Consider the following 25,803-nt stretch of genomic DNA (forward strand, 5'->3'; position numbering starts at 1 on the left):
AATAGCCTGGTTTGATTTCGATAACATCAGGATCTTCATAACTTATGGAGGCGCCGAGCCGCTCGAGAACCGCCGCCATAATTTTGACGTCGGTGATAAGCGGCACGTTGGTGAGCACCGTCTGCTTTTCCGTCAACAGCGCCGCCGCCATGAGCTTAAGCGCAGAATTCTTGGCGCCGCCTACCCTCACGGTACCGCTAAGCCGATTCCCACCCCGGACTATAAATCTGCCGTTCATGTAGTTAGCTTCGTAAGAGAGTTCCATTAGTGACTTCCATTAAGAGTTCCATTAGTTACATCTTCTCTTCATAGTTCCCCGAGACGACCGCATAAAAACCAGGGTAAGCTTTGTAAGCCTACCCTGATTAAAAAGAATAAAGGAGAATAAAGTGATGGTCAACTTAAAATCGTCGATAACTACAGCCCTTTTTGGGCTACCATCATTTATACAGCCATTATTTATAGTTTGTATCCGTCATGGAAATCTAACCGTTACGCTAGATTATCCGTTGCGTAACCTAACCGTTACGTCTTTGGGCAACCTTGATCCTGAGAAGTGCTTTTCTTAAGCTTATCTCGGCTTCAAGCTCTTTTTCGTCATCGGATTTGGCGTCAGCAAGCTCTTTTTCGCGCTCCTGCTTTTTCTGCTCGGCGCGCGCAACGTCAATTTGCTGAGCTAGCTCAGCCGCATCGGCCAGTACAGTCGCCTTGTCATTGCTGAACTCAAGGTAACCGCCCAAGACTGCAATATACTCTTGCCCATTGTCGTGCTTAACCCTCATCTCGCCTATCTCAAGAGGTGTGACGATCGGAATATGGCCTGCCATAATTCCAAGCTCACCCTCTACGCCGCGTACGACGACCATTTCGGCCTCGCCGCTATAGACGATTCTCTCGGGGCTAACCACTTCGCACAATAGCTTGCGATCAGCCATGTATGTAAACCTCCAACTTTAAGAAGCTATACTGTCGCCATAAGTGTTTCGGCTTTAGCGATAACCTCGTCAATTCCTCCGACATACCGGAATGCCTGCTCGGGCAGCGAATCATGCTTGCCTTCGATGATCTCCTTGAAACCGCGGACCGTTTCGGAAATCGGCACATACTTGCCAGACTGACCGGTAAACGCCTCAGCAACGTTAAACGGCTGGCTAAGGAACTGCTGGATCTTACGCGCTCTCTGAACGATGAGCTTATCTTCCTCTGAAAGCTCGTCCATACCGAGAATCGCGATGATATCCTGAAGCTCTTTGTACCTCTGCAGGATCTGCTGAACCGCCTGGGCTACCTGATAGTGCTCTTCACCAACCGCGCCCGGCTCGAGAATTCTTGATGAAGACTCAAGTGGGTTAACCGCCGGGTAGATACCCAGCGAGGCGATATCCCTATCAAGAACCGTCGTCGCGTCAAGATGCGTAAACGCAGTTGCCGGCGCCGGGTCGGTCAAGTCGTCGGCAGGTACGTAGATCGCCTGTACCGATGTGACTGATCCCGTACGAGTCGACGTGATCCTCTCCTGCAGGTCGCCCATCTCTGTACCGAGTGTCGGCTGATATCCTACAGCGGACGGCATACGTCCGAGAAGCGCCGATACCTCTGAACCCGCCTGTGTAAAGCGGAAGATGTTATCGATAAACAGAAGTACGTCTCTTCCCTGATCACGGAAGTACTCCGCGATTGTCAGACCGGTCAGACCCACGCGTAGACGTGCGCCCGGCGGCTCGTTCATCTGACCGAACACGAGCGATGTCTTGTCGATAACGCCCGATTCCTTCATCTCAACCCACAGGTCGTTACCCTCACGGGTACGCTCGCCTACACCGGTAAATACGGAGTAGCCACCATGCTTGGTCGCAATGTTGTGGATCAACTCCTGGATCAAAACGGTTTTACCTACACCGGCACCACCGAACAGACCGATCTTACCGCCTTTAACATACGGCGCCAAAAGGTCGATGACCTTGATACCGGTCTCGAAGATCTCGGCGGTCGGCATCAACTGGTCAAACGCCGGTGGTTTGCGGTGAATCGGATAATGATCAGACGCATTGACCGGCCTGTCATCATCGATAGCTTGACCGAGAACATTGAGAAGTCTTCCCAATGTTGCCTCTCCTACCGGTACGGTAATCGCTGATCCTGTATCGACGACCTCCATACCCCTTACCAGGCCATCGGTGGACGACATAGCTACCGCCCTAACTTTACTTCCCTCTAAGTGCTGCTGAACTTCGGCAACGATCTCTACCTTGCCTCGCGGCGTATCGGCCGAAATCTTAAGAGCGTTATAAATTGGCGGGATTTCGTTGGGCTCGAACTCTGCATCGAGAACAACACCGATAATCTGAACTATTCTCCCTGTGCCCATTTACACTTTTCACCTCTATTCTTACTACACGTAAATAGTGGCATTACTGCCAAAAATTACTAACGAAAACATACAATCTATCTATTTCAAATCGATCATAGATATCGATTTCGCTTAGATCTATCCGCTCAAGGCGGGAAACTTGCGCTTCCTCCTTAGCTCTAGGCTCACGGCTCAAGGCAATTATATAGTTGTACTTGATAATACCTATGTTGGTCGATCGGCGTGAAAGGCCTAAAGCCTTCAGCCTAGAGGAATCCCTACGGATTCTTCCTTGAGCCGACTACGCTTCTTTTAGCGCATTGGCGCCGCCTACGATCTCGGCAATCTCTTGCGTGATCTGCGCCTGACGTGCCCTGTTATACCATCTGGTATACTTCTCGATCATCTCGCCTGCGCTATCGGTTGCGTTCTTCATGGCCGTGCGTCGGGCTGCTTGCTCGCTTGCAGCCGATTCCATAAGGGCCCGCAAGATAACCGTATCCACATACCGTGGCAACAGATCGTAGAGAACGCGTACCGGATCGGGCTCGAACTCGTATGCGGCGGCAGCTTTACCTTCCTCACCTGTTGCGGTTATCGCCTCCTGCTTTATCGGCAGGAGCTGGTGAATAGTCGGCTTCTGCTCCATCATCGATTTAAAGTGATTAAATAAGATATACACCTTATCGACGGTACCCTCTTGATACATATCAACCAGCTTATCCCCGATTATTTTGGCCTCAACAAACGTTGCGAAATCCGGGAACGTGGTATGGGACTCCAATATGTCATATCCGGCAAACTTGAGATATCCAAGGCCTTTTCGACCGACGACGATAAACTTAGCGTTTTTGCCCTCTGCGGTCTCCTGACGATAGATCGCCTCGGATTGGCGCAGGATGTTCATATTAAAGGCACCGCACAAGCCACGGTTGGATGTTATCGGTACGATGATTACATTCTCAACATTCTCATGCACCTGCAAGAGCGGATGGCTATCCACCCCGACGTTCTGCGCAACGTTGTTGAGAACATCCATCATCTTTAGAGCATACGGACGTGCCGCTTCAATGCGCGCCTGAGCCCTTCTGATCCTCGCAGTCGCAACCATCTCCATGGTTTTCGTAATTTGCCGCGTTTTCTCAACGCTTTTTATTCTGCTTAAGACCGCTCTAGCTTTTGACATTATCCATCATCCTTACACTACAGAGACTTGCCGACAAATATCTGCTTGAACTCGTTGATGACTTCACCCAGTTTTTTCTCGGTCTCCTCTGAGATTGTTTTCTCTGCAGCGATCGCTTTCGCTATATCGGGATATTTACTGTGGACAAGCTCAAGCAAGCCGGTTTCAAACTCTTTTAGCTTCGGAACCTCGATATCATCGAGATATCCGCGAACACCGGCGAAGATCGCGATAACCTGATCCTCAACCACCATCGGTGCGTACTGTCCCTGCTTCAATATCTCGACCATGCGCGCACCTCTAGCAAGCTGTGCCTGTGTGGCTTTGTCCAGGTCGGAACCGAACTGGGCAAATGCCTCGAGCGCACGGAAGTTCGCAAGATCCAGCTTCAAGCTACCCGCGACCTGCCTCATGGCTTTAACCTGCGCGTTACCACCAACTCGTGACACCGAAATACCGACGTTGATAGCCGGACGCACGCCTGAGTAGAAGAGATCCGACTCAAGGAAGATCTGGCCGTCGGTAATTGAAATAACGTTGGTCGGGATATATGCGGAAACGTCTCCCGCAAGAGTCTCGATAATCGGCAAAGCGGTAAGTGAACCGCCGCCAAGCTCATCACTTAACTTACAAGCCCTCTCAAGAAGCCTTGAGTGGAGGTAGAAAACGTCACCCGGGTATGCCTCGCGGCCTGGTGGACGCCTCAGAAGAAGCGACATCTGACGATAGGCCTGCGCCTGCTTGCTCAGGTCATCGTAGATAATAAGGGTGTGTTTCCCATTGTACAAATAGTGCTCAGCCATAGCGCAACCCGAGTACGGCGCGATGTACTGCAACGGCGCCGGGTCGCTCGCTGAAGAGACGACGACGATCGTGTACTTCATCGCATCGTTTCTCTCAAGGGTCTCAACAACCTGCGCAACGGTTGATGCTTTGCCGCCAACCGCAACATAAACGCAGATAACACCAGTATCTTTCTGGTTGATAATCGCGTCGATTGCGACAGCGGTCTTTCCGGTTCTGCGGTCGCCGATAATAAGCTCGCGCTGACCGCGGCCTATCGGAATCATGGAGTCAATAGCCTTCAATCCGGTCTGCAGCGGCTCCTTAACACCTTGCCTCTGCACAACGCCCGGGGCCAGCCATTCAATCGGCCTGTAGCCTTCCGAGTTGATCGGGCCCTTACCATCAATAGGCTCCCCTAACGGGTTTACGACACGGCCAAGGAGCCCTTCGCCGACCGGAACTTCAGCAATACGTCCGGTACGCTTGACGATATCTCCCTCTTGAACCTGGAGGTAGTCACCAATAATAACGGCACCCACATTATCCTCTTCGAGGTTAAGGGCGAGTCCCATTACTCCATTGGGGAACTCCAGCATTTCGTTGGCCATGACGCCGCGGATTCCGTGGATAATCGCGATACCATCTCGGGCTTCGAGAACCGTTCCAACCTCTTCGATCTCTACTTGAGGTTCGTACTTTTCAATTTCTTGCCTCAGTAGCGAGGCAATTTCTCTCGATTTGATTCTCATACACCTTCTCCTTACCGCGTTTGAATTAACTTTTCACGTAAGTCGTTCAAACGTGATTTTACGCTAGCGTCGATAATTTGATCATTCGTATAGATCAACATTCCGCCATAAATACTCGGATCGACTGTTGTCTCGAGTATTACTTCTTTTTTAAGCGTTTCTGTGAGCCTGTTCTGCATTTTTGCTTTTAACTCATCGTCGAGAGGAACAGCGGTTACTATCTTCGCCACCGTCCTTCTGCTCTGCTCATCCAGCAACATGTCGAACTCGTTTCGCATTTCGTTGAACAAGTTCTCGCGATTGTTGTCGAACATGACCCAGAAGAAGTTTCGCGTGAGGACCGATACCTCCTGAAGGAATACCTTGTTGAAGACGCTTTTCTTCTCTTCGCTGCTAATTTTGATCGATTGGAAGAAACCTTCAAACTCAGGATCGGCAAACAGCTCACCGACAACATCAATTTCCTGGGCCACTTTTTCAAGTTCACCCTTGCCCTGGGCCGCCTCAAACAACGCTTGTCCGTATTCCCTAGCTACTTGTTCGGCCCTCATTATGAGCGACCCACTTCACTAAGGTATTTTTCGATGAGCTGTTCGTGTGCGTTCTTGTCAAGCTCTGCTTCAATGACCTTAGAAGCCAATTCAACGCTGATGTTGCCGACTTCCGCCCGCAACTCTTTGATCGCCTGCTCGACATCGCGTTGAATCTGCTCATCGGCTTTTGCGATCATGCGTTTGCCTTCTTCGTCGGCCTTGTTGACAATTTCTTGTCTTAAGTTTTCGCCGAGTTGTTTACCTTCGGCTATGAACTTCTGTGCCTCGGCTCTCGCCTCGGCTAACTTTTCCTCATAGTCTCTGAGCAAACGTTCTGCCTCTAGCCTTGCGTGTTCTGCCTGCTCGATCGACTCGCGTATTTTACGCTCACGTGCGTCCAACATCTGGACAATCGGACCGAATCCGAACTTACCGAGCAACACTACTAGAAGGAAGAACGCTATAGCCGTGTAGACTATCAGGGGTTGGTTTAATGCAATCATTTGCAACCCACCCATTTCTTAGAACAAATGATTTAGTCCTGTCTTTTTTTTCTTCCTCCTACTTTGAGAACAGCAGGATACTGATAACGAAGCTATAAAGTGCGATAGCTTCGGCGAACGCGATACCGATAAACATCGTCGTTCTGAGAGTTCCTGTAGCCTCCGGCTGGCGTGCCATACCCTCAAGTGCCTTTCCGGCGAGGATACCTACACCGATTCCAGGGCCGATAGCACCGAGACCTATTGCGAGGCCTGAACCAAGATGTGCAAGAGAACCTTCCATTTATAGATTACCTCCTCTCTGTAATTCCTAATGTTTACTCCCGATTACCTCTACTATTTTAGTGATCGGGATGCATTGCTGCGCCTATGTAGAGCGCCGACAATATAGCAAAGATATACGCCTGGATAAAGGCGACAAATATTTCAAATGCATCCATGATGATGGCAAACAAGAATGGAAACGGCGCTACAGCCCAGCTGCCGAAGAGAATTATAAGACCCAATAACGCGCCGATAACAATGTGACCTGCAAGCAAGTTGGCAAAAAGTCGGAGGGCCAGTGAGAGAGGTTTAGCCAACTGGCTCACGATCTCGATTGGATACAGGATAAAATAGAGCCAAGTCGGTAGCCCGCCAGGCGCAAGATTTTTAACGTATCCGAAAGGACCCTGCTTTATCATTCCCATCAACACAAATGTCGCGAACACTATAATGGCCATTGTCGCCGTAAAGTTAATATTTGCCGTTGGGGAATTGGAACCAGGGATCAAACCAAGAAGGTTGTTAAAGAGGACGAAGAAGAAAATAACACCGATAAATGGAAGCCACTTCTTACCTTCGTGCCCCATGTTGGGATCAACAATGTCTAGCTTGATAAACTGAACAAGCCCCTCGATGGCATTCCTGAGACGACCAGTCGGAACTAATTCCTTTGCTCGAGCAGTATACAAAATAAGGCCTGCCACAATGATTGTAGCGAGCCATACCACAACTACCGCTTTGTTTATTGAGAAATCGATTCCGAAGAGGTGCATTCCCGGTCCGTGGGGAAGTGGGATTCCGAAGTACTCGTAGGCGTGCTCGTTTGAAAGGCTAAATTCATTTAAAAGTTCAGTCAATACGGAGCCGCCAGCTTCTTCTGCCGCCAATTTAACTACTCCTTTCTTGGCCGATAAGCCAGGTAAACTAATCTCTTAACCAATTTTTAACGCTTATGGCTAACACGACTGTAAAGCCAACTGCGATTGTGACCAGTACAACCAGCAAGTTCAATTGTACAATACGCGATACGAGAAATGCCAGTAACCACAAACCGATCAGCCGTATCCAAAAACCTGCTACAGTTATGCTAACTACCGCACCAGCCGATTTTTTCAGGTATTGATCCGATTTCTTAGCGAAACCAACGGAGCTTCCGACATATAAGCCAAGAAAGATAAGTCCGACGAAAGCGCTCTGCAAACCCAGCAACCCTTTGAAGTACCAACCCGCCAGTAAAGCTCCTATCCAGAACGGGAGCCCGTAGAGTACGACCTCTTTTAAATTAAACGGGGGCTTATGACGCAGGCTCGTTCGTTTCTTACTTTGAGGAACCACGTTTATGTTGCTCCTCTTTCTGCTCTTCTTCAGTGATAACACGGTACATATTTAAAAATCCTGCTATGGAACCTATTACCATCCCGACGACTAACGCCCACGGACCCTGATAGCCGGTTATCCGATTAAAAGCCCAGCCTAGGAAAGTTCCGATAAATACCGCTGCTGCTAGCTCAGTCCCAAGAGATACAAATCTCATCAGGTCGGCAGAAGAAGATTTCGGGGCTGTTTCCTGCTTCTTTTTGCCTGTCTTTATGCTTTTGTCAGTTGCCGTCTGCGCGGAACTTTCGTTAACCGCTTCGGCTGTTTCTTTATTGACCGGTCGATCTTTCTCGATGACCTTTCCGAATTCCCAATCATAATTGACTTCGTCATCTTCGTCGGGCCGCCGATCGTCATCTGATTGTAACATTTGTAGCATATTATGCTCCAACCCTTAGAATTCTACAATAATTTTCACATAGTTTCAATAGCTTGGTTGCCTATTTTAGCGAACATCGTTAAAAATGTAACGTTTAAAAGCGCTGCTAGGCCTTGAAAGTGAGCTGATTGACCCTGATACCCGCTTCGCTAAGTAATTCCTCGGATAAGGGGTCCGGGTACCCTTCTTCGTAGAATATTTCCATAATGCCCGCATTTATTAACATCTTTGCACACAGGACGCAGGGCTGGTGAGTGCTATAGATCGATGCTCCTTTGACAGCTACCCCGTAGAGCGCAGCCTGGATGATGGCGTTTTGCTCGGCATGAAGCCCACGGCAAAGCTCGTGGCGCTCACCGGAAGCGATCCCCTTCTCTTCACGGAGACAGCCGACGTCGTAACAATGCTTGATGCCGGAAGGCGCACCGTTGTATCCGGTGGCAAGAATTCTTCTATCGCGTACTAAAAGCGCACCGATTTTGCGCCGCAAGCATGTGGAGCGCTGTGAGACTTGCCTGGTGATATTCATAAAATACTCATCCCAGGAGGGACGAACATCGCTCATAGATTTCCCTTCTAAACCCCAACCGTGAGGCCCTTATAAATCGGGAACGCCTCGCACATGCTGATGATCTCGCCCTTGACGCGTTTCAAGGCGGTCTCATCGCTCATGGATTCAAGCGTGTCGGCGATCAGGCTTGAGAGCTGCCTGGTTTCGGCTTCTTTGAGGCCGCGCGTCGTAATCGCCGGCGTGCCAAGACGAATACCGCTGGCCACCGACGCGCTTCTCGTCTCAAACGGGATCGTGTTCTTGTTGGCGATAATACCGACCGAAGCCAGCACGTTTTCGGCGTCTACGCCGGTAATCCCCTTATTCGTCAGGTCGACCAACATCAGGTGCGTGTCGGTGCCCCCCGAGCAGATTCTAAAGCCCCGCTCGGTCAAGGCCGCGGCCATCGCGCGCGCGTTTGTGACGATATTTTCCGAGTACGTTTTAAACTCATCGGCCATCGCTTCTTTGAAACAGACCGCTTTCGCGGCCACCGTATGCATCAACGGCCCGCCCTGAGTGCCCGGAAATACTGCTTTATCAAGGGCTTTCCCATACTCCTCGCGTGCCAGGATAAGACCGCCGCGTGGGCCTCGGAGCGTCTTATGCGTGGTTGTCGTAACGATATCGCTGTAAGGTACCGGGCTCGGGTGGACGCCGGTCGCGACAAGGCCCGCGATATGGGCGATATCAACCATAAGGTATGCCCCGACCTCATCCGCAATCGATTTAAACGCCTGAAAATCTATAATCCTCGGATACGCGCTCGCCCCCGTTACTATCATGCGGGGTTTGTGTTCGACGGCGAGCTTGCGGATCTCATCGTAGTCGAGTTGCTCGGTCTCGTGGTCGACGCCGTATGCGACCACGTTATATATCTGCCCTGAAAGATTTGCGGGGCTGCCGTGCGACAAGTGACCGCCGTGCGACAACATGAGCCCCATGATCGTATCTCCGGGCTTTAGAAGCGCCAGATAGATGGCCGCGTTTGCCTGAGAGCCGGAATGGGGTTGCACATTGGCATACTCTGCCCCAAAAAGCTCCTTTGCCCGGTCGCGGGCAAGGTTCTCGGCGATATCCACGAACTCACAGCCGCCATAATAGCGGTGTCCCGGATATCCTTCGGCGTATTTGTTTGTCATGACCGATGCCTGTGCCTCAAGCACGGCGTCGCTAACATAGTTTTCTGAAGCTATAAGATCCAGTGTGTTTTGCTGGCGGGTCAGTTCTCCCTGGATAGCCTGCCAGATTTGCGGATCATTTACTCGTAACGTCATTGCTCACTCCTGGTTGTTCTCGATCTCACTTATCTTACTCACGCGCTTGGCGTGTCGTCCACCTTCAAACTCGGTCTTGAGCCAAACTCTCAATATTTCTTCGGCCATCCCCGGGCCGATGATTCGCGACCCAACGGTCAGAACGTTCGCGTCGTTGTGCTCGCGGCTAAACCTCGCGCTCACCGGTTCGCCGCAATTGGCCGCCCGGACGCCCTTTACTTTGTTCGCCGCAATGGCGACGCCGATTCCCGTGCCGCACACAAGCACGCCACGGTCGAACTCGCCACTGGCCACCTTAACTGCAACCGACTTGGCGAAATCGGGATAATCCACGGACTCCTCACTCATCGTGCCGACATCGAGGAACTCGACTCCCTCCTGCCGGAGGACTTCCTTCAGTTCTTCTTTCATGCCGTACCCGGCATGGTCGGCGCCTATTACGATCCTCCAACTCCCTTACCGCCTTTCCTGAACCTACCGTTAACGCAGTCCTTTAAAGGATACCCCCGAGCTTACAGCCTTGTAAAGTAGTTAACTATTAGTTAATCGCCCTTCTAATTCTTCCCGCGTTATATATCCTTCGCGGATGACCTTAGGCTCTCCCGAAGAGACATCCACTACCGTCGATTCGATCCCGAGTTCGGTTGGACCGCCGTCGACGATATACGATACGCGGCCCCAGAGGTTTTCTTTGGCCTCGTTCGCGGTCTTTGGGCTCGGGCGGTCGGCTATATTTGCGCTGGTTGTCGCAAACGCAACGCCGGCAAGCTCGATTATCATCCTTACAATAAGGCTATTAGGGCAGCGGATCCCCACGGTCTCGCCGCCGGCCGTAACTTCAGAGGGTACTACCGGTTTTTTCTTGAATATCAAGGTCAGCGGACCGGGCCAGTACGCTTCGATCAACTTCTTAGCGACCGGATTTATTTCCTCAGCATACTTCTCGACATCCGCGGGATTCGCGATCATGAGTATTAACGGCTTGTCGGCTGGGCGCTCTTTGGCAGCAAATATGGCCAGGTCCGCCTCGGGGATCATTGCGTTCGTCCCGATGCCGTAAACGGTATCTGTGGGAAAAACGATAAGCTCCCCCGCCCACGCCGCCTCTGCGACCGGCGCCAGCCTCTCCGTCTTGGGATTATCCGGGTCGACGGTGACAAGTTTCGTCTCTCGTGGAACAAATCCCGCCATGCTACACCTTCCGTGCCGTAACGATGCGGTCGACGCCCTGGTAGTCTTTACGGACTTCGATATCCTTAAAGCAGCCGGCGTCGTTCAACAAAGCCATAACGTAAGAGGCCTGGTCGATGCCGATTTCAAGGAGCAACATGCCGCCCACTACCAAAAACTGCGGGGATTGACGAATAATGGCTCGGTAAAAATCGAGCCCGTCTTCACCGCCGTCAAGGGCTTCTACCGGTTCAAACCGGACCTCCCGCTGCAGGACGGCAAGCTCGCGGTGCGGGATGTACGGCGGATTTGAGACCACCATATCAATCCGCCCGCGTAAATCACTAAGACCGCTCAACACATCCGATGCAACCGCATGGACCCTGCGATCGACCCCATATGCGCGAGCGCTTTCATCGGTAAGTGAAAGCGCCTCCGCGGATATATCGGCTGCGTAAACAATCGCATGTTCGTACTCGTACGCGATGCTGACGGCGATTGCGCCGGTACCGCTTCCTATGTCGATAACGGTTCTGGGACCGCCAAGCTTGTTAAGTTCAGAGAGCGCCGCCTCGACCAGAAGTTCTGTCTCGGGTCGCGGGATGAGCACACCCTCACGACACGCCAGGTCGAGATGTCTGAACTGCTGGTGCCCGAGGATATACTGAAGCGGCTTTCCCGTGAGCCTCTCATCGATGGTTCGCACGACAAATTCAAGCTCGGACGGCGTAAGAATGCGCTCCCGATTCAGGTAAAGCTCTGTCCTGGAACAACCCAACGCGTCTTCGAGAATTCTCTCCGCCTCGACCTGCGGGCATAACACAGTGCCACCCTCTAATTGAAGGGTGGCCCGGTTGAGAACATGATTCACTGTGTCTAAAACTTTATCTATCGCCATCATTGCACCTTACACCACCTGCTTGAGCTTCTCCGCCCTATCGGCTGCGGCCAGCGCGTCGATTAGGTCGTCGATTTCTCCTTCGAGAATCGCTGGCAGGTTATGAACCGTAAAGTTGATACGGTGATCGGTGACCCTTCCCTGCGGGAAGTTATATGTCCTGATCCGCTCGCTGCGGTCTCCGGTACCGATCTGAGAGCGCCGCTGTGCGGTAAGCTCGGCCTGCTGTTCCTCGAGCATCTTCTCATAGAGGCGCGCGCGCAGGATTCTCATCGCCTGCTCGCGGTTTTGCAGCTGGCTCTTCTCGTCCTGACACTGGACGACAAGACCGGTTGGCAGGTGCGTTAGCCTCACCGCGGAGTCGGTAGTGTTAACCGATTGGCCGCCCGGGCCGCCCGACCTGAAAACGTCGACTTTAACGTCGTTCGGGCCGATCTCGACTTCGACATCCTCGGCCTCGGGCAAAACGGCAACCGTCACCGTCGATGTGTGAATCCTTCCACCGGACTCGGTGGTCGGAATCCTCTGGACACGGTGGACGCCGGACTCGTATTTCAGCCTGCTGAAGGCGCCATCGCCCTTAACCTCGAAGATGATCTCTTTAAAGCCGCCCGCATCCGACGGGCTCGAACTTAAAACCTGCACCTTCCAGCGTTTTGCCTCGGCATAACGGGTGTACATCCTGAAAAGATCGCCGGCAAAAAGGCTCGCCTCATCGCCGCCGGCACCCGCCCTGATCTCGACGATAATATCCTTCTCGTCGTTCGGATCTTTTGCTACCAGCAGAAACTTGATGTCTTCCTCAACTTTGTCTCGCTCCTCACGCATTGACTGCAGCTCGGCACGCAGAAATTCCTGCATGTCATGGTCTTTCTCTTCTTTGACCATTTCCTGAGCGTCGGTTATCCCGTTTTCCAGCTCTTCCAGGCGCTTGATAAGGTTGATAAGGGGCGTCATCCCGGCGTGCGCTTTTGCATACTCGCGATACTTATTCTGATCGCCGATTACCGCCGGATCGCTTAATTGCTCCGTTATTTCGTTGTACTTATTTAAAACTTCTTGTAATCTCTCCAACATTGTATTCACCAATATTTCTAGTCATTAGGTGCGCTCAAACAACACGAAGCTGCAGATACGCCCCTTTTACCAACTTTTAATTATAATAGAAACGAGATTAGATTAGAAGCCGACAGGAGGTGCATGCAGGACGTGCAGGCCTTCTCTTTACGATGTTACGATGATTCAAGTTCGATCAAGGCGGGACTGGTCTCTGCCTCGACCTGAGGTTGCCCCGCGTCTTCAGGCACCGGTTCCTCTTTTACAAATCCCTCGACACCCTCGGCGGCAAGAACATCCTTGAGCGCTTTGATGGCGACCTCGAGCTGTGACTCATCGGGTTCTTTAGTGGTTAGTCTTTGAAGCGCCATGCCCGGCCACATGAGGATTCTCATCATCCAGTTCGTGCTGTATTTCGCAGCAATCCTGGTTACTTCATAAGAGATACCGGCGACCAACGGGATAAGGATTATCTTGCCGGCAATCCTGGTAAGCACATTCGTCGTTGGAAGAAACGAGAACGCGAGGATAGCGACCACCATAACGATGAGCATAAAGCTCGTGCCGCAGCGTATGTGAAGCGTCGTGTATTTGGCTGCGTTTGCGGGGGTCAACTCCTCGCCCGCCTCAAAGGCGTGGATGGTTTTATGCTCTGCCCCGTGGTACTGAAAGACACGCTGGATATCCTTGATTTTCGATACTACGGCGATGTAGATAACAAAAATGCTTATCCTGAATACACCCTCGACGAGGGCAAACAAGATACGGTTGTCGATCAGTTGGTGAGCGGATCTGGTCAGGTAGAATGGGACAACCATGAACAGGCCGATGACTAAAACAAGCGCCAGGCCTAAGGTCGCCACCATCTCTTTAGGGGTGATCTCCTCTTCCGCCCCCCCAAGTGAGAGGTTTGCGGAAAGAGCGATGGTTTTTACCCCAAGAATCAAGGTCTCGATTAAAACGACAATACCCCTGAACAGGGGCTTTTTAAGAATAGGCCAGCGTTCACCGATTGATTCCGAGCGCTCGGTAATAGTGGTGATTTCGTCTTCCGGCGTTCGCACGGCGAGGCTCCAATATTTGGGGCCTTTCATCATGACGCCCTCTATAACAGCCTGGCCGCCGTAATAAGTTTTGGCCACGCTAGCCTTTCCCCCTTATTCTGCAGCTTATTCTTTAGCTTCTTTGGTTTCGGTTTCCTCTGCGTTCGACCCGGTAACTTTTAGGCCGTATTTCTGCTGGAAACGCTGCACCCTACCACCGCTGTCGACGAGCTTCTGCTTGCCCGTGTAAAACGGATGGCACTTTGAGCATAGCTCTACTTTTAACTCTGACTTGGTCGAGCGCGTCGTAAATGTCTCGCCGCATGAGCACGAAACTTTTGCCTCGACATAATCAGGATGAATATCCTTCCTCAAGCCTTCCACCTCCAAAAAAATAGTCCACAGCATTTCAAACCTACCTGCCGTGAACTCTTGACCTCGGCTAAACTGCACTAATCGTAGCATAACGGGTTCGGAATGACAAATCCTTTTTAAGGGGCCGGGGTTCTGGGTCCTGGGGAAAAACAAATACTTAATGGGCAAAATAAAAGAGCGGTAATTATATTTTCCAATTACCGCTCTTGAATCGCTTGCTCAGATTAAATAAGTGCAAGATAAGGTAAGCTTTATTTTTACGGTATGCCAATCACGAATCGATTTGCTATTTTTCTTACCCTGGTCCCCGGCCCCTGGACCCTCTTATTATCTGGATTTTCCGATTTGCATCAAGAAATCAGGGTTCGATTTAATCTCTCTCATCTTGTCGATGAGAAGCTCGATTGCCGCGCCCGAATCAAGCGCATGCAGGACTCGCCTGAGTTTCCAGATAAGCTGGGCTTCGTCAGACGGCAGGATAAGCTCTTCTTTCCTGGTACCGGACTTATCGATGTCGATGGCCGGGAATACCCTCTTATCCGCAAGCCTGCGGTCGAGATGAAGCTCCATATTGCCGGTGCCTTTAAATTCCTCGAAGATAACCTCATCCATTCGGCTGCCGGTGTCGACGAGCGCGGTTGCAAGGATCGTCAGGCTGCCGCCGAACTCGATGTTTCGCGCGGCTCCGAAGAACCTCTTCGGGGGAAACAGCGCCGTTGAGTCAACACCGCCGGAGAGAATCCTGCCGCTCGCGGGCGTGGTTAAGTTGTAAGCCCTCGCAAGCCTTGTGATACTATCCAGCATGATGACGACATCACGCCCGTGTTCGACGAGGCGCTTCGCCCGCTCAAGGACAAGCTCGGCGACCGCGACATGGTTGTCGGCCGGCTGGTCGAAGGTCGAGCTAACCACCTCGCCCTTGATAGAGCGTTCCATATCGGTAACCTCTTCGGGCCGCTCATCCACTAGTAAAGCCATCATGTGTACTTCCGGGTTGTTTGACGTCACCGCGTTGGCGATTTGCTTCAAGATGGTGGTCTTTCCGGCTTTCGGTGGGGATACGATCAAACCCCTCTGCCCTTTTCCGATAGGGGCGATCAGATCAATGATCCTGGTCGTCACGTTCTGCGGCGTCGTTTCGAGTCGAAACCGCTCGTCGGGATAGATCGGGGTAAGCGTTTCAAACTGAGCCCGCTGGCGAGCCGACTCGGGATCCGAACCGTTGACGCCTTCAATCCTGAGAAGCGCGTTGTATTTCTCGGTATCCTTGGGCGGCCGTACCTGGCCCTCGACTTCATCACCGCGCCGCAAGCTAAAACGCCTGATCTGTGAGAGCGAAACGTAGATATCTCCCTCGCTCGGTAAGTATCCCTGGGTTCGTAGAAATCCATATCCTTCACCCAGGATATCCAAGATACCCTTTTTGACCAGGAGCTTCTCTTCACGTTCACGCTCGCGCACTTCAACCCGCGGCTCATATCGTTCAGAGGCTCTCGGCGCCTCGGCGGGAGCTTCTCGCGTCGCCGTTGCGACCGGTGCGGCCGCTTGCGCTGCTGTTCCGGCTCCGGCAGCGGAGCTAGAATTTCCGCCCGGCTTGCCTTGTGCCTCAACAATTGCGTCGATAAGTTCTTTCTTTCTTAAGGTGGAGACACCGCCAACGCCCAACTCCGCTGCAATAGGCTTTAACTCTGCTAAAGTTTTTAGTTCAAGCTGTGCTTTATCCACTCTTTCACCTTCTTTCGTAACTCGATAATTTTTAATTCACTATTTGGGTACTGGGCGGTCAATTGGTGAACACGTCTCCTGAAGCTTTTTCCAGTCGGCTAGAAATCGCTCGATTCCTGTATCCGTCAGTGGGTGCTTAACCATAGCTTTTAGTATGTTATACGGGACTGTCGCTATATCTGCGCCAACTTGCGCTGATTGGATCACATGGAGAGGATGCCTAATGCTGGCTGATATGGTTTCTGTCTTAATATCATATTTATCGTAGATTGACACGATTTTGTCAAGCTCCTCAATACCATCATGCCCGATGTCGTCCAGACGCCCGACGAACGGGCTGACGTACGCCGCACCGACCTGCGCTGCCAGCATCGCCTGGTTCGCAGAAAAGATCAGGGTCATATTTACCTTGATTCCCTCGGAACTGAGCCGGCTGGTTGCGGCAAGACCTTCTTCCATCATCGGAATTTTTACGACGACGTTCGGGGCTATCGCTGCCAGCTCGCGCGCTTCCTGAATAATACCGTCCCTCGTCATGCTGATAGCCTCCGCGCTTATCGGGCCGCCGACGATTGCTGCTATCTCGGCAATCGACGTCTTGAAATCCTTGCCCTCCTTACTGCAGAGGCTCGGATTTGTGGTAACACCGCAGATTATGCCGAGAGAATGCATCTCTTTAATATGCTCGATATTTGCGGTATCGATAAAAAGTTTCATCTATTCCTCCTGATTATTCAAAATCCTCCCGGTCGAGCGCGCTCATCGCCGTTTTGTCCTCGTCTTCCGGTGGACCCAACACGTGGTTTAGAACTTGCTCGAGAGCACCGGTAATCGTCGTATCCAGGTTATGACTCGATATGACCGATATGCCGTACTCGCTCGCCAGGTTGTTTATGTAATCGCCGATTCGTCGAATCGATTCGAAGTTTTCTTTATAACGCTCGAAGGGTCTCCCACCTTCGGTCTGCAGCTCCCTGATATAGAAGTGGCTGCGATGCAAGTCCTCGTCGTCGACCGTAATGATCATCGGGACAATAAACGCCCTCTCGTACATCGGCGTGTTGATAAACCCCGGTACGACGTGAACACCCTCGATAACGACGTTTTGACCTTCACGGATCGCCCTGTCAACGACCGCCCTGATTCCGACCGCGACGATTTTAAGCTGCTCGATAAACCCATTGATAAGCGGATCTTTCTCGAGCGACTTGTTAACCGCCTTCCAGGCCATGAACGATGATTCATGTAAGGATGGGACCAGGTCTTTTGATAAAACCGCGCGCATGACCTCTCGAAGTGAGTCTGTCGCAACGACATGCGTGATGCCCAGACGATGGGCGACCGCCGTGGCAATCGTCGATTTACCTACCCCGGTTGTACCGCCTACCAGCACTATGATCGGCCGGTCGACGTTAAGAAGCGCCTGCCAACGCCGGTATTTATTCGCATAAACTTTTCCCTGGTGTTCGAGGAGCACATGGTAAACGAGTTCTCGCAGTTCATCTACTTTTATCGAAAAACGCCCGTCATCCATGAGCTGGTGCTGTATCAGCCGGGCTATCTCGTATGAGCGGCTCGGGGGCAGACCCGTGGACATAAGCGCCGATGCCATCAACCCTTTTGAGTACGGCAAGCCATGCTGGTCGTCGCTGATCACGATTTGTTGACGGACATCCTCATCTTTCTTAATGCTTTTATCCATTTCTTTGTCCATCTTCCTGTCCATCCCTTTGTCCAACTTCGTCTCGCCCTGCAAAATTAGTTTCAGCTTTGTTGCCGATCCAATTGACCAGGTCTTCGAGTTCACCATCGCCCCCGATTGTCACCGGGATGTTATCCATATAGACAACGTCGAGCCCCAGGTCAAGCCCCACGCTGGTCGCTATATCCACCGCCGCCGCTTTCAGCTCGGTGAGAAGCGTTGTAAACGTCCCCTTGGCTGCCTCGATGTCTTCCCTGAGCGCCTTCCTGTTCGACAGGCTGCTGCTTGCTCCGACCACCTCAGCCCCATAGGTTTGTTCCAGGTGCCTGATGAGTTTACCCTTCATCGAGGCGGGTGCCGTAGTTGCAAGAAAAACTTTCTTACCGTCGATCGGATGCAGCGGTTTGGGCCGAAATACGGTATGAATGATTCTGACTTCCGGTTTAATCTCACGGATAACTTTATCCAATTGCTCTATTTTATCCCTATCGGCCAACGGCGGCTCGCACATGGAGAGTATTATTAAATCTGAGAGCAATACTCTATAGGTACCAAAATACCCGCCGATGTAGTCGATGGGCTGGCTGGCATCGATGATGAGAACGAAGGCATCGGCCGATACCGGCGGAAGCGCCGAACCGGACCCCTCCAGCACCACAAAATCCACATCAAGCTCGTTAGCCAGTCTCGCCCCGGCAGCGACATTTGAGACAAACGGCTGTCCCGCCAGACCGCCCCCGCAACGCCTGCAGCCGATTGCGGTGATCCTACTGGTCAAAGCGTCTTCGAGATAATCCGATGCCGCATGCTTGCCTGAGCGAGCCAAATTCAACAGAAACTGCGGAGTGAGTTCGATCTCGCGCCCCGCTATTAGCTCGGGCGTCTGCGGACCGCCGCGACCCATCGCGATAACGCCGGGATTAAAACCCATCTCATCGAGACACCGGCAAATATACCCCGCGACTGCGGTTTTGCCAACCCTTTTTCCCGTACCGATCACGCTTAAGGATGGCTTCTTCAGCACATCCTGAAACGCCGGGGGATAGAACCAAAAATCCGCGCCTATATACGGGATGCCCTTGGTAAGAACATGACTCGCATAAAAAAACCGTTTTTTGTAATCGATAACCGGCTCGTCGCTCAAATCGACGACCATTTCCGGGTTAAACCGCTCGATTGCGGCCATGATGCCAGCCAGCGGTTCCGGCTCTTTGATGACCGGGCAACCGAGGTCGTCAAAGTCGCCTTTTTCGGATATTTTTTCGACCCCGCCAACGAATACCGCTCCGACCACCTCATAATCGAACTGGTTCTTAAGGACATCAAGAGCTGATTTGATAACGGGTGGGTAGTGCTCGCCGTCGATTAAGGCAATAACACGGACTATATCAGGCCACCTCCAGTTAACGCTCCGGCCTCGACTTTCTCCCACTTGCAATACTTGCGCTCATCACACGAAAACTCCGCGATGAGTTCCTGCGAACCATAGGGATATTTCCTAAAAATCTTTACTTTATCATCGGGGTCTATCTGGATGATGTTATAGCATGGTTTGGTCCTGCCCCGTAATCGCAGCGTGCAGGCCGTTCCCGCGTTCACTACGACGAGGTTTTCCAGGCGCCATACATACGGGACGTGCTTGTGCCCGCATAAAACAAGATCGACGCCGCTCTGGATGAGAACTTCGAGCAGGTCTCCGGCGTCATGAACCATGCTTCGCTCCCTGCCCGTTCCCGGCACGGGAAGCAGGTGATGATGAAGCGCAAATATTTTAAAGAACCCTTCGTCTTTGAACCCATCCTGGAGCCAGCCGTAGCGCTCTCTACCGATCCTTCCGTTGTCCAAATCCGGCTCGCTCGAGTCGGCGCTGACCACCTGGATACGGTCAAACGACAACACGCTATCCCTTTGGCCAAAAAGCTCCTCAAAGTGCACGTAGCCAACGTTGCGCGAGTCGTGGTTTCCCGGCAGGAACAACCGGGTTTTGCATTCGAGCATGGAGAGAAACGTCTGGGCGGTTGTGTATTCCTGCCTGAAGCCCTCGTTTGTTAAGTCCCCGGTGCAAATCACGGCATTAGGCCTAAGCTCGTTTAGCTCCTCTATCGTCCGGCTCATCAAATTCGGGATAAAGTACTGGGAGCCGACATGCAAGTCTGAGATATGCGCAATAGTTATTACGCCGTCATCAGCCATAGAATTCACCCTTCTCACTTTCACTTACGAACAGCTAACACTATTAAACGGATATTGTCGTCCATTGGATTTGTAGGCGAAGATAACGTCCTTAGACTTCTTCTTTATTACCTAGCAGTTTATCAACAAGCCAAAACAGCGCAACCGTAGAACTTGCCACTGATAGAGCAATGTACAGTCTTTTTTGATGAGAGAAACGATCTTTCTACAGGTGACATATAAATCTGCCTTTATTTTACCTAATCTGGACGGTTGGTCAACTATTATCGAAGTTCGGTCACAACCTTAATGTCGCCCGCTTGCGAGCGTTCGGATACCGAGGTTACCGCGCCGTCCCTGTTGAACCTCAGCGAAACACGGCCGTCGCCCACCCTCAAGTTTTCAAGCTCCACCTGATTTAACCAGCGTGGCAATACCGGATTCTTTATGTGAACGGTGTTCGACGCAGCGTCAGGAAACACACCGAGAATCGCCTGAAGCATCAAAAAGACGCTCCCCGCGGCCCAGGCCTGCGGGCTGCATGAGACCGGATAGCTGACCGGCCAGTTTGCGCCCCGCCGCGTAAAACCGCAGAACAGTTCGGGCAACCGGTAATAGGTATGGTGGATGGCCGCGTCGAAGAGCGCGCTCGCAAGTATGGTAGCCTCCTCGTCAAACCCGTACGCTTTCACGCCGTGTATGATCATCGAGTTATCATGCGGCCAGATACTGCCGTTATGATAACTCATAGGATTATACGCCTTTGAGAGTTTGCTGACAGTTCGTATCCCCCAGCCCGAGAACATATCCGGCTGCAGCAGGCGGTTTACAACGTGCCTGGCTTTATCTTCATCTATTATTCCCGTAGCGAGGCACTGGCCGACATTTGATGTGATGGTTCCGACGTGTTTTTTATCTCCATCCAGCGCCATCGCAAAATACGCTTCGTCCGGCATCCAGAATGCCTCGTTGAACTGCTTCTTTAGCGCCTGCGCCTGTTTCTCGAGTTGCCCGGCGCGCTCGGCCGCACCGATATCCCGGTAATATTTGGCGATACCCATCTTGGCGCGATAGGCATACCCCTGCACCTCACAGAGGGCGATCGGGGCCTCGGCCAGTTCACCGTCCACATGGGCCACAGCATTCCAGGAGTCCTTCCAGCCCTGGTTATGAAGCCCCCGTTTCGAATGGCGCCGGTATTCGAGAAATAGGTCCTTATCCTGGTCGCCGTACTCATCTATCCAGGTAAGACACGCCTCGATGTTCGGCATGATCTCGGTCATAAACGCGCGGTCGTTCGTCCACTCATAGTAATCAGCGGCAAGCATGAGAAAAAGCGGTGTCGAGTCTATCGAGCCGTAATAGGGCGTATGCGGGATTTCCTTAAGAAGCGCCAACTCACCCTCTCTTAGCTCGTGCAGGATCTTACCCGGCTCTTCATCTTTCCAGCGATTGACCTCGCTTCCCTGGAACTTTGCCAGGAACCTGAGCGTCTGCTTTGCCGGGCCCGTCGTGAGTGAGAGTACTTGCAACGCCGTTATCAGGCTGTCCCTGCCAAAGGGTGCCACATACCAGGGAATTCCGGCATGAAATATCCTGCCGTCCGGATGATCGGCCGTTAGCGCCCGTATATCACTTAATCCCCTGCTCATGACGCTGTTAAAAAGCTCGTTATCCGTTACGATACCCGTGATTTGCCCTTCCCAGGCCGAGTATGACGAGCGCAGGTTGGTCACCGCCGTATTAAAATCGATCCGCTTCGGCGAATTAGTGCCGATTACCGGAAGCACATGGTAATTAAAGACATACCGGTCGCCCGGCTTAACTACTATGCGATTTCTGATCACGGTTTGGTTGAGAACGGTCTCGATCGAGTCGGGTTTAAAGGGAAGGCTGATCCTGGTCTGCCTGAACACCTTGTCTTCCCCTAAATAGGAGAGAATCAGTTCGTTGCCGGCAAGCTTGGGATAGAGAAGCTTCCCCCTGCTTTGCCTGCGCAACCCACGCACCTCGAAGATATCGGCGAAGTCTGCGCTAAATGAAAAGGCGACCTCAAGCTCGACGGGAAACTGGTTGTAGTTTTTTATCCTGATACGCTCGTGCAGCCCTTCGTAGATAACCCGAAGCCGCCTGATATTTAAGGTTTCCTGGGGTATTGCGAGGCTCTCACCATCGCGGATGTCGGCGTTGGTAAGCTCGATGTGAGCGAGGTAATCGCGCTCCGCGGTCGATGAAAGCAAAACCGGCGTGCGCCCGTTTATCGTGAACTCGAAGTTACTCAAGAAACGGGTATCTTTATAATATAGCCCAAGCCCGCTTGTATTATCCGCCGGGATATTTCCTTCGCTGTTGGTAAACAGAAAGTGGTCGCCCTCTTTGATAGCGAGGCGGCGCTCCCGTATATCCACGATGATAAACGGGATTCCCTCATTAAGTATGCGGTTGGTGGCCTCGATTTCGACGTAAAACTCTTCGCCTTCGGGGGTGATGAACTTTTGCAAGAATGCCTCCCATAAAGGGCTGTAGTCAGGGGGTTGCTATCTTTTTGCGGTAACGCGAGCCCCTTGAAGGTCGAATTCCGCTTGTCTTATTACGTAATTCTGATCGCTTTCGATGCCGGCAAGCGCCCGCTTGATTTCTTCTAGGATACGCGCTTCTTCAGACCTGTCAAGGATGCACACGAGGCTCGGCCCCGCACCGCTTAGTGCGATACCCACGCCCGGAATGCGTCCTACCCGCTGGATGATCTCAAGCAGGCCCGGTATCAGGGGCGCCCGGTAAGGCTGGTGTAGTCTATCCTGCATGGCCGTAGCAAGAAGGCCGGTGTTTCCTTCCAGTAACGCCGCAACTAAAAGGGTTGCGCGTGAAATAGTAAAAACCGCATCGCCCATGGAAATATCCTGCGGCAGCACCCCGCGCGCTTTCTTTGTCTCAAGCATGGTGCCCGGGATAAGAAGCAGCGGTTTCAGGTTTTCCGAAGGCGCATAGGATACGATGCGGTGGCTTGCATCTACCGGATAGGAAATGGTAAATCCGCCAAAAATCGCCGGCCCGACGTTATCGGGGTGACCTTCTATCTCGGCGGCCATCTCAAACAATCTCTCTTTGGGCACGTTCGCACCGGAAAGCTCGTTTGCCGCCATCAGCCCACCGACGATCGCCGTCGAACTCGAACCGAGCCCACGACCCATGGGGACATCGTTCTTAATGGTTATCTTAAGCCCTTTAAAGCTAAAATCTACCTCTCCAAACAGGCGTTTTGCAGCTAAGAATACGAGGTTGTTCTCAGTGGCGGACGGCCTGGGGCCGCCGTCTTGAAGGATGTCTATCTCAAGACCGCTTTCGGTCTCTTCTATTGCGAAGCTATTGTAAATGTTAAGCGCCAGGCCCACTACGTCAAAACCCGGGCCCAGATTCGCCGATGTTGCTGGAACTTTTACTTCGACCAACACATATCCCTTACCTATCCGAAGATAACCTTTTCCACAGCCGGGAACGTCGCTTCTGTCTCGATGGGCGTTCCGCCCGATTTAATAGCGATATCTGGGTCTTTCAGGCCGTGGCCGGTAAGCACGCAGACCACCTTCGCCCCTTTGGGCACGCGCCCGATGGAGATCATCTTGCGTAAACCCGCAACCGACGCGGCGGATGCCGGCTCGGCGAATATGCCTTCGGTCGCGGCTAGAAGTTTATACGATTCAAGTATCTCCTCATCGGTTACCATGTCGATAAAGCCGACCGAGTCTTTTGCCGCGGCTTCGGCTTCCTGCCACCTCGCGGGGTTACCGATCCTGATGGCGGTCGCTATGGTCTCGGGCTGCTCAACGGGATGCCCGAGAACAATCGGGGCCGCCCCCGCTGCCTGGAACCCTATCATCTTCGGCAGCGCGTCGATCTTACCGGCAGCCGCATAATCCCTGAAGCCCCGCCAGTAAGCGGTGATATTCCCGGCGTTGCCGACCGGGATGGAGAGATAATCCGGTGCCTGCCCCAGGGCATCGCAAACTTCAAACGCCGAAGTCTTCTGCCCTTCGATCCTGAATGGATTAACCGAATTGACAAGAGTAATCGGATACGCCTCGGAGAGTTCCCGCACGACTTTCAGGGCGGCATCAAAGTTACCCCTGACCGCCACGACAACCGCGCCGTGCATGAGCGCCTGAGAGAGCTTACCTAGGGCGATCTTGCCCTCCGGGATAAGAACCACACACCGTATCCCCGCACGCGCCGCATAAGCCGCTGCAGAGGCGCTGGTGTTGCCGGTAGAGGCGCAGATGACCGCTTTTGAGCCATCCTCGAGCGCCTTACTTAAGGCAACCGTCATTCCCCTATCCTTAAAGGAACCGGTGGGGTTAAGCCCCTCGTATTTAAAATACAAGTCGACTCCAAGCTCTTTTCCTATACTCACCGACGGGATAAGCGGCGTGTCACCCTCAAGCAGCGTACACACCGGTGTCTTATCCGTTACCGGAAGATACTCCCAATACTCTCTGATTAATCCCTTCCACGCCATCTCTTAACCTTCCACTCGTAGAATATTGCCGACTTCCGCCACAACATCCAGATCTTGTATCTTTTCAAGCGCCCTGCGCATGTTTTTTTCTTTCACCAGGTACGTGCCGAATACCAGCTCCGCATAGTCGTCGCGCGTGTTCTTCTGAATCGCCGTTTCGATGCTTACGTTGTTGTCGCCGAGAACCTGTGCGATCTTAGCGAGCACTCCCGGCTTATCGACCGCATCGAGACGCATATAGTACCGCGATTCGATGTCATCAACGGCCTTTATCTTCTTATGCTCGAAACAGCTGCAGGCCATACTGCCCATTTTATTGAGACTGATATTCAACGCGACCTCGAAGACATCGCCCACGATTGCGCTCGCCGCCGGGAGACTGCCGGCGCCCGGCCCGTAAAACATGACCTCGCCCACCGCATCCCCTTCGACGAATATCGCGTTCATAACGCCCGCCACCGAAGCTAAAGGGTGCTTGACCGGAATCATGGTCGGGTGCACGCGCGCCTCCATGCCCCCTTCATCTTCCTTGGCTACTGCGAGAAGCTTGATGACATAGCCCATCTCTTTCGCATACGCGATATCTTCGGGCGTGATATCCATAATGCCTTCGGTATACACTTTATCGGCGGTAACCCGGCTGTTAAACGCGATAGAAGCTAAAATGGCGATCTTGGCCGCGGCATCATGACCCTCGACATCCGCGCTTGGGTCGGCCTCCGCAAAACCCAGGGCCTGGGCTTCTTTAAGCGCCACATCAAGAGAAGAGCCCTCGTCAGCCATTTTCGTAAGAATATAGTTGGTGGTCCCGTTGACGATACCCATAACGCGATGGATGGCGTTTCCGGCCAGGCAATGCTTAAGCGGCCGGATAATCGGGATGCCACCGCCGACGCTCGCCTCAAAGTAGAGGTCAACGCCATGCTCTTGCGCCAGCTCAAGCAGCGCTCCACCGCGACTCGCCATAAGCGCCTTATTCGCGGTAACAACGTGCTTTCCATTCTCCAACGCCTGCTTAATAAATGTATACGCCGGCTCGATGCCGCCGATCACCTCGACGACCACATCGATATCGGGATGGTTAAGTACCTCGTAGGCGTCGCCTGTTGAAATCTGGTCCGGGACCTGTCCCTTCATCCTGTCCTGATCCCTCTCGGCCACCAGGACGACATCGATATCGGCCCCCGAAAGAGTG

At 52.4% G+C, this 25,803-nt stretch carries 27 protein-coding genes and 1 pseudogene; all 28 read right to left on the reverse strand.

The annotated features are described in order from the left end of the window. Window positions 1-238 (reverse strand): annotated as a pseudogene (locus ACYC56_RS03065) (UDP-N-acetylglucosamine 1-carboxyvinyltransferase); the annotation flags it as partial. Between the two features lie 280 nt (window positions 239-518). Further along, window positions 519-935: a F0F1 ATP synthase subunit epsilon gene (locus ACYC56_RS03070; RefSeq protein ID WP_461372711.1), complete on the reverse strand. Its 417-nt coding sequence runs from the start codon at window positions 933-935 to the stop codon at window positions 519-521. A gap of 26 nt (window positions 936-961) precedes the next feature. Continuing rightward, the gene (gene atpD / locus ACYC56_RS03075) at window positions 962-2,368 is read right to left on the reverse strand and encodes a F0F1 ATP synthase subunit beta (protein WP_461372712.1); all 1,407 of its coding nucleotides are present in this window, start codon (window positions 2,366-2,368) and stop codon (window positions 962-964) included. Window positions 2,369-2,651: 283 nt separating this feature from the next. Beyond that, window positions 2,652-3,536, reverse strand: coding sequence for an ATP synthase F1 subunit gamma (gene atpG / locus ACYC56_RS03080; RefSeq protein ID WP_461372713.1), 885 nt, complete (start codon window positions 3,534-3,536; stop codon window positions 2,652-2,654). Window positions 3,537-3,553: 17 nt separating this feature from the next. Continuing rightward, entirely contained in the window at window positions 3,554-5,071 is a 1,518-nt protein-coding gene (atpA, locus tag ACYC56_RS03085) for a F0F1 ATP synthase subunit alpha (protein WP_461372714.1), read from the reverse strand. A gap of 11 nt (window positions 5,072-5,082) precedes the next feature. After that, window positions 5,083-5,622, reverse strand: a complete 540-nt coding sequence (gene atpH / locus ACYC56_RS03090; protein ID WP_461372715.1) for an ATP synthase F1 subunit delta — start codon at window positions 5,620-5,622, stop codon at window positions 5,083-5,085. Continuing rightward, the gene (gene atpF, locus ACYC56_RS03095; protein ID WP_461372716.1) at window positions 5,622-6,107 is read right to left on the reverse strand and encodes a F0F1 ATP synthase subunit B; all 486 of its coding nucleotides are present in this window, start codon (window positions 6,105-6,107) and stop codon (window positions 5,622-5,624) included. Before atpF ends, atpH begins: the two co-directional genes overlap by 1 nt. 58 nt (window positions 6,108-6,165) lie before the next feature. Beyond that, on the reverse strand, window positions 6,166-6,390 hold the full coding sequence (gene atpE, locus ACYC56_RS03100; protein WP_461372717.1) for an ATP synthase F0 subunit C: 225 nt from the start codon (window positions 6,388-6,390) through the stop codon (window positions 6,166-6,168). 58 nt (window positions 6,391-6,448) lie between these two features. Continuing rightward, the gene (gene atpB, locus ACYC56_RS03105) at window positions 6,449-7,258 is read right to left on the reverse strand and encodes a F0F1 ATP synthase subunit A (protein WP_461372718.1); all 810 of its coding nucleotides are present in this window, start codon (window positions 7,256-7,258) and stop codon (window positions 6,449-6,451) included. A 37-nt stretch (window positions 7,259-7,295) separates the two neighbouring features. Next, window positions 7,296-7,706 carry a hypothetical protein gene (locus tag ACYC56_RS03110; RefSeq protein ID WP_461372719.1) on the reverse strand — a complete coding sequence of 137 codons (411 nt, stop codon included), beginning with the start codon at window positions 7,704-7,706 and terminating at the stop codon, window positions 7,296-7,298. Further along, complete coding sequence (locus ACYC56_RS03115; protein WP_461372720.1) at window positions 7,690-8,127, reverse strand: AtpZ/AtpI family protein; 438 nt, start codon at window positions 8,125-8,127, stop codon at window positions 7,690-7,692. Before ACYC56_RS03115 ends, ACYC56_RS03110 begins: the two co-directional genes overlap by 17 nt. A 106-nt stretch (window positions 8,128-8,233) precedes the next feature. Then, a complete protein-coding gene (locus tag ACYC56_RS03120) occupies window positions 8,234-8,692 on the reverse strand; it encodes a deoxycytidylate deaminase (protein WP_461372721.1) in 459 nt (152 codons plus the stop codon). 11 nt (window positions 8,693-8,703) lie between these two features. Next, entirely contained in the window at window positions 8,704-9,954 is a 1,251-nt protein-coding gene (gene glyA / locus ACYC56_RS03125) for a serine hydroxymethyltransferase (protein WP_461372722.1), read from the reverse strand. A gap of 3 nt (window positions 9,955-9,957) precedes the next feature. Next, window positions 9,958-10,398: a ribose 5-phosphate isomerase B gene (rpiB, locus tag ACYC56_RS03130; protein ID WP_461372737.1), complete on the reverse strand. Its 441-nt coding sequence runs from the start codon at window positions 10,396-10,398 to the stop codon at window positions 9,958-9,960. Between the two features lie 87 nt (window positions 10,399-10,485). Beyond that, the gene (locus ACYC56_RS03135; protein WP_461372723.1) at window positions 10,486-11,145 is read right to left on the reverse strand and encodes an L-threonylcarbamoyladenylate synthase; all 660 of its coding nucleotides are present in this window, start codon (window positions 11,143-11,145) and stop codon (window positions 10,486-10,488) included. 1 nt (window position 11,146) lies between these two features. After that, on the reverse strand, window positions 11,147-12,025 hold the full coding sequence (gene prmC, locus ACYC56_RS03140; RefSeq protein ID WP_461372724.1) for a peptide chain release factor N(5)-glutamine methyltransferase: 879 nt from the start codon (window positions 12,023-12,025) through the stop codon (window positions 11,147-11,149). A 6-nt stretch (window positions 12,026-12,031) separates the two neighbouring features. Further along, window positions 12,032-13,099 carry a peptide chain release factor 1 gene (gene prfA, locus ACYC56_RS03145; RefSeq protein WP_461372725.1) on the reverse strand — a complete coding sequence of 356 codons (1,068 nt, stop codon included), beginning with the start codon at window positions 13,097-13,099 and terminating at the stop codon, window positions 12,032-12,034. A gap of 155 nt (window positions 13,100-13,254) precedes the next feature. Next, window positions 13,255-14,220 (reverse strand): DUF1385 domain-containing protein, encoded by a 966-nt coding sequence (locus ACYC56_RS03150; protein WP_461372726.1) that lies wholly within the window; start codon window positions 14,218-14,220, stop codon window positions 13,255-13,257. 27 nt (window positions 14,221-14,247) lie between these two features. Then, window positions 14,248-14,496, reverse strand: coding sequence for a 50S ribosomal protein L31 (gene rpmE, locus ACYC56_RS03155; protein ID WP_461372727.1), 249 nt, complete (start codon window positions 14,494-14,496; stop codon window positions 14,248-14,250). Between the two features lie 327 nt (window positions 14,497-14,823). Further along, window positions 14,824-16,221: a transcription termination factor Rho gene (rho, locus tag ACYC56_RS03160; RefSeq protein WP_461372728.1), complete on the reverse strand. Its 1,398-nt coding sequence runs from the start codon at window positions 16,219-16,221 to the stop codon at window positions 14,824-14,826. Window positions 16,222-16,260: 39 nt separating this feature from the next. After that, window positions 16,261-16,938 (reverse strand): fructose-6-phosphate aldolase, encoded by a 678-nt coding sequence (gene fsa / locus ACYC56_RS03165; RefSeq protein WP_461372729.1) that lies wholly within the window; start codon window positions 16,936-16,938, stop codon window positions 16,261-16,263. Window positions 16,939-16,951: 13 nt separating this feature from the next. Next, window positions 16,952-17,935, reverse strand: a complete 984-nt coding sequence (locus ACYC56_RS03170; protein WP_461372730.1) for a hypothetical protein — start codon at window positions 17,933-17,935, stop codon at window positions 16,952-16,954. Next, on the reverse strand, window positions 17,916-19,355 hold the full coding sequence (locus ACYC56_RS03175; RefSeq protein ID WP_461372731.1) for a 2,3-diphosphoglycerate synthetase: 1,440 nt from the start codon (window positions 19,353-19,355) through the stop codon (window positions 17,916-17,918). The genes ACYC56_RS03170 and ACYC56_RS03175 overlap by 20 nt, the downstream gene beginning before the upstream one ends. Further along, on the reverse strand, window positions 19,307-20,116 hold the full coding sequence (locus tag ACYC56_RS03180) for a metallophosphoesterase family protein (RefSeq protein ID WP_461372732.1): 810 nt from the start codon (window positions 20,114-20,116) through the stop codon (window positions 19,307-19,309). Before ACYC56_RS03180 ends, ACYC56_RS03175 begins: the two co-directional genes overlap by 49 nt. Before the next feature lie 263 nt (window positions 20,117-20,379). Continuing rightward, entirely contained in the window at window positions 20,380-22,596 is a 2,217-nt protein-coding gene (locus tag ACYC56_RS03185) for an amylo-alpha-1,6-glucosidase (protein ID WP_461372733.1), read from the reverse strand. Between the two features lie 36 nt (window positions 22,597-22,632). Beyond that, window positions 22,633-23,544 carry a homoserine kinase gene (gene thrB / locus ACYC56_RS03190; protein ID WP_461372734.1) on the reverse strand — a complete coding sequence of 304 codons (912 nt, stop codon included), beginning with the start codon at window positions 23,542-23,544 and terminating at the stop codon, window positions 22,633-22,635. 14 nt (window positions 23,545-23,558) lie between these two features. Further along, a complete protein-coding gene (thrC, locus tag ACYC56_RS03195) occupies window positions 23,559-24,608 on the reverse strand; it encodes a threonine synthase (protein ID WP_461372735.1) in 1,050 nt (349 codons plus the stop codon). Window positions 24,609-24,611: 3 nt separating this feature from the next. Beyond that, a partial coding sequence (locus ACYC56_RS03200) for a homoserine dehydrogenase (RefSeq protein ID WP_461372736.1) occupies window positions 24,612-25,803 on the reverse strand: 1,192 nt, incomplete at its 5' end.

It is taken from the genome of Candidatus Aquicultor sp., assembly GCF_054640775.1.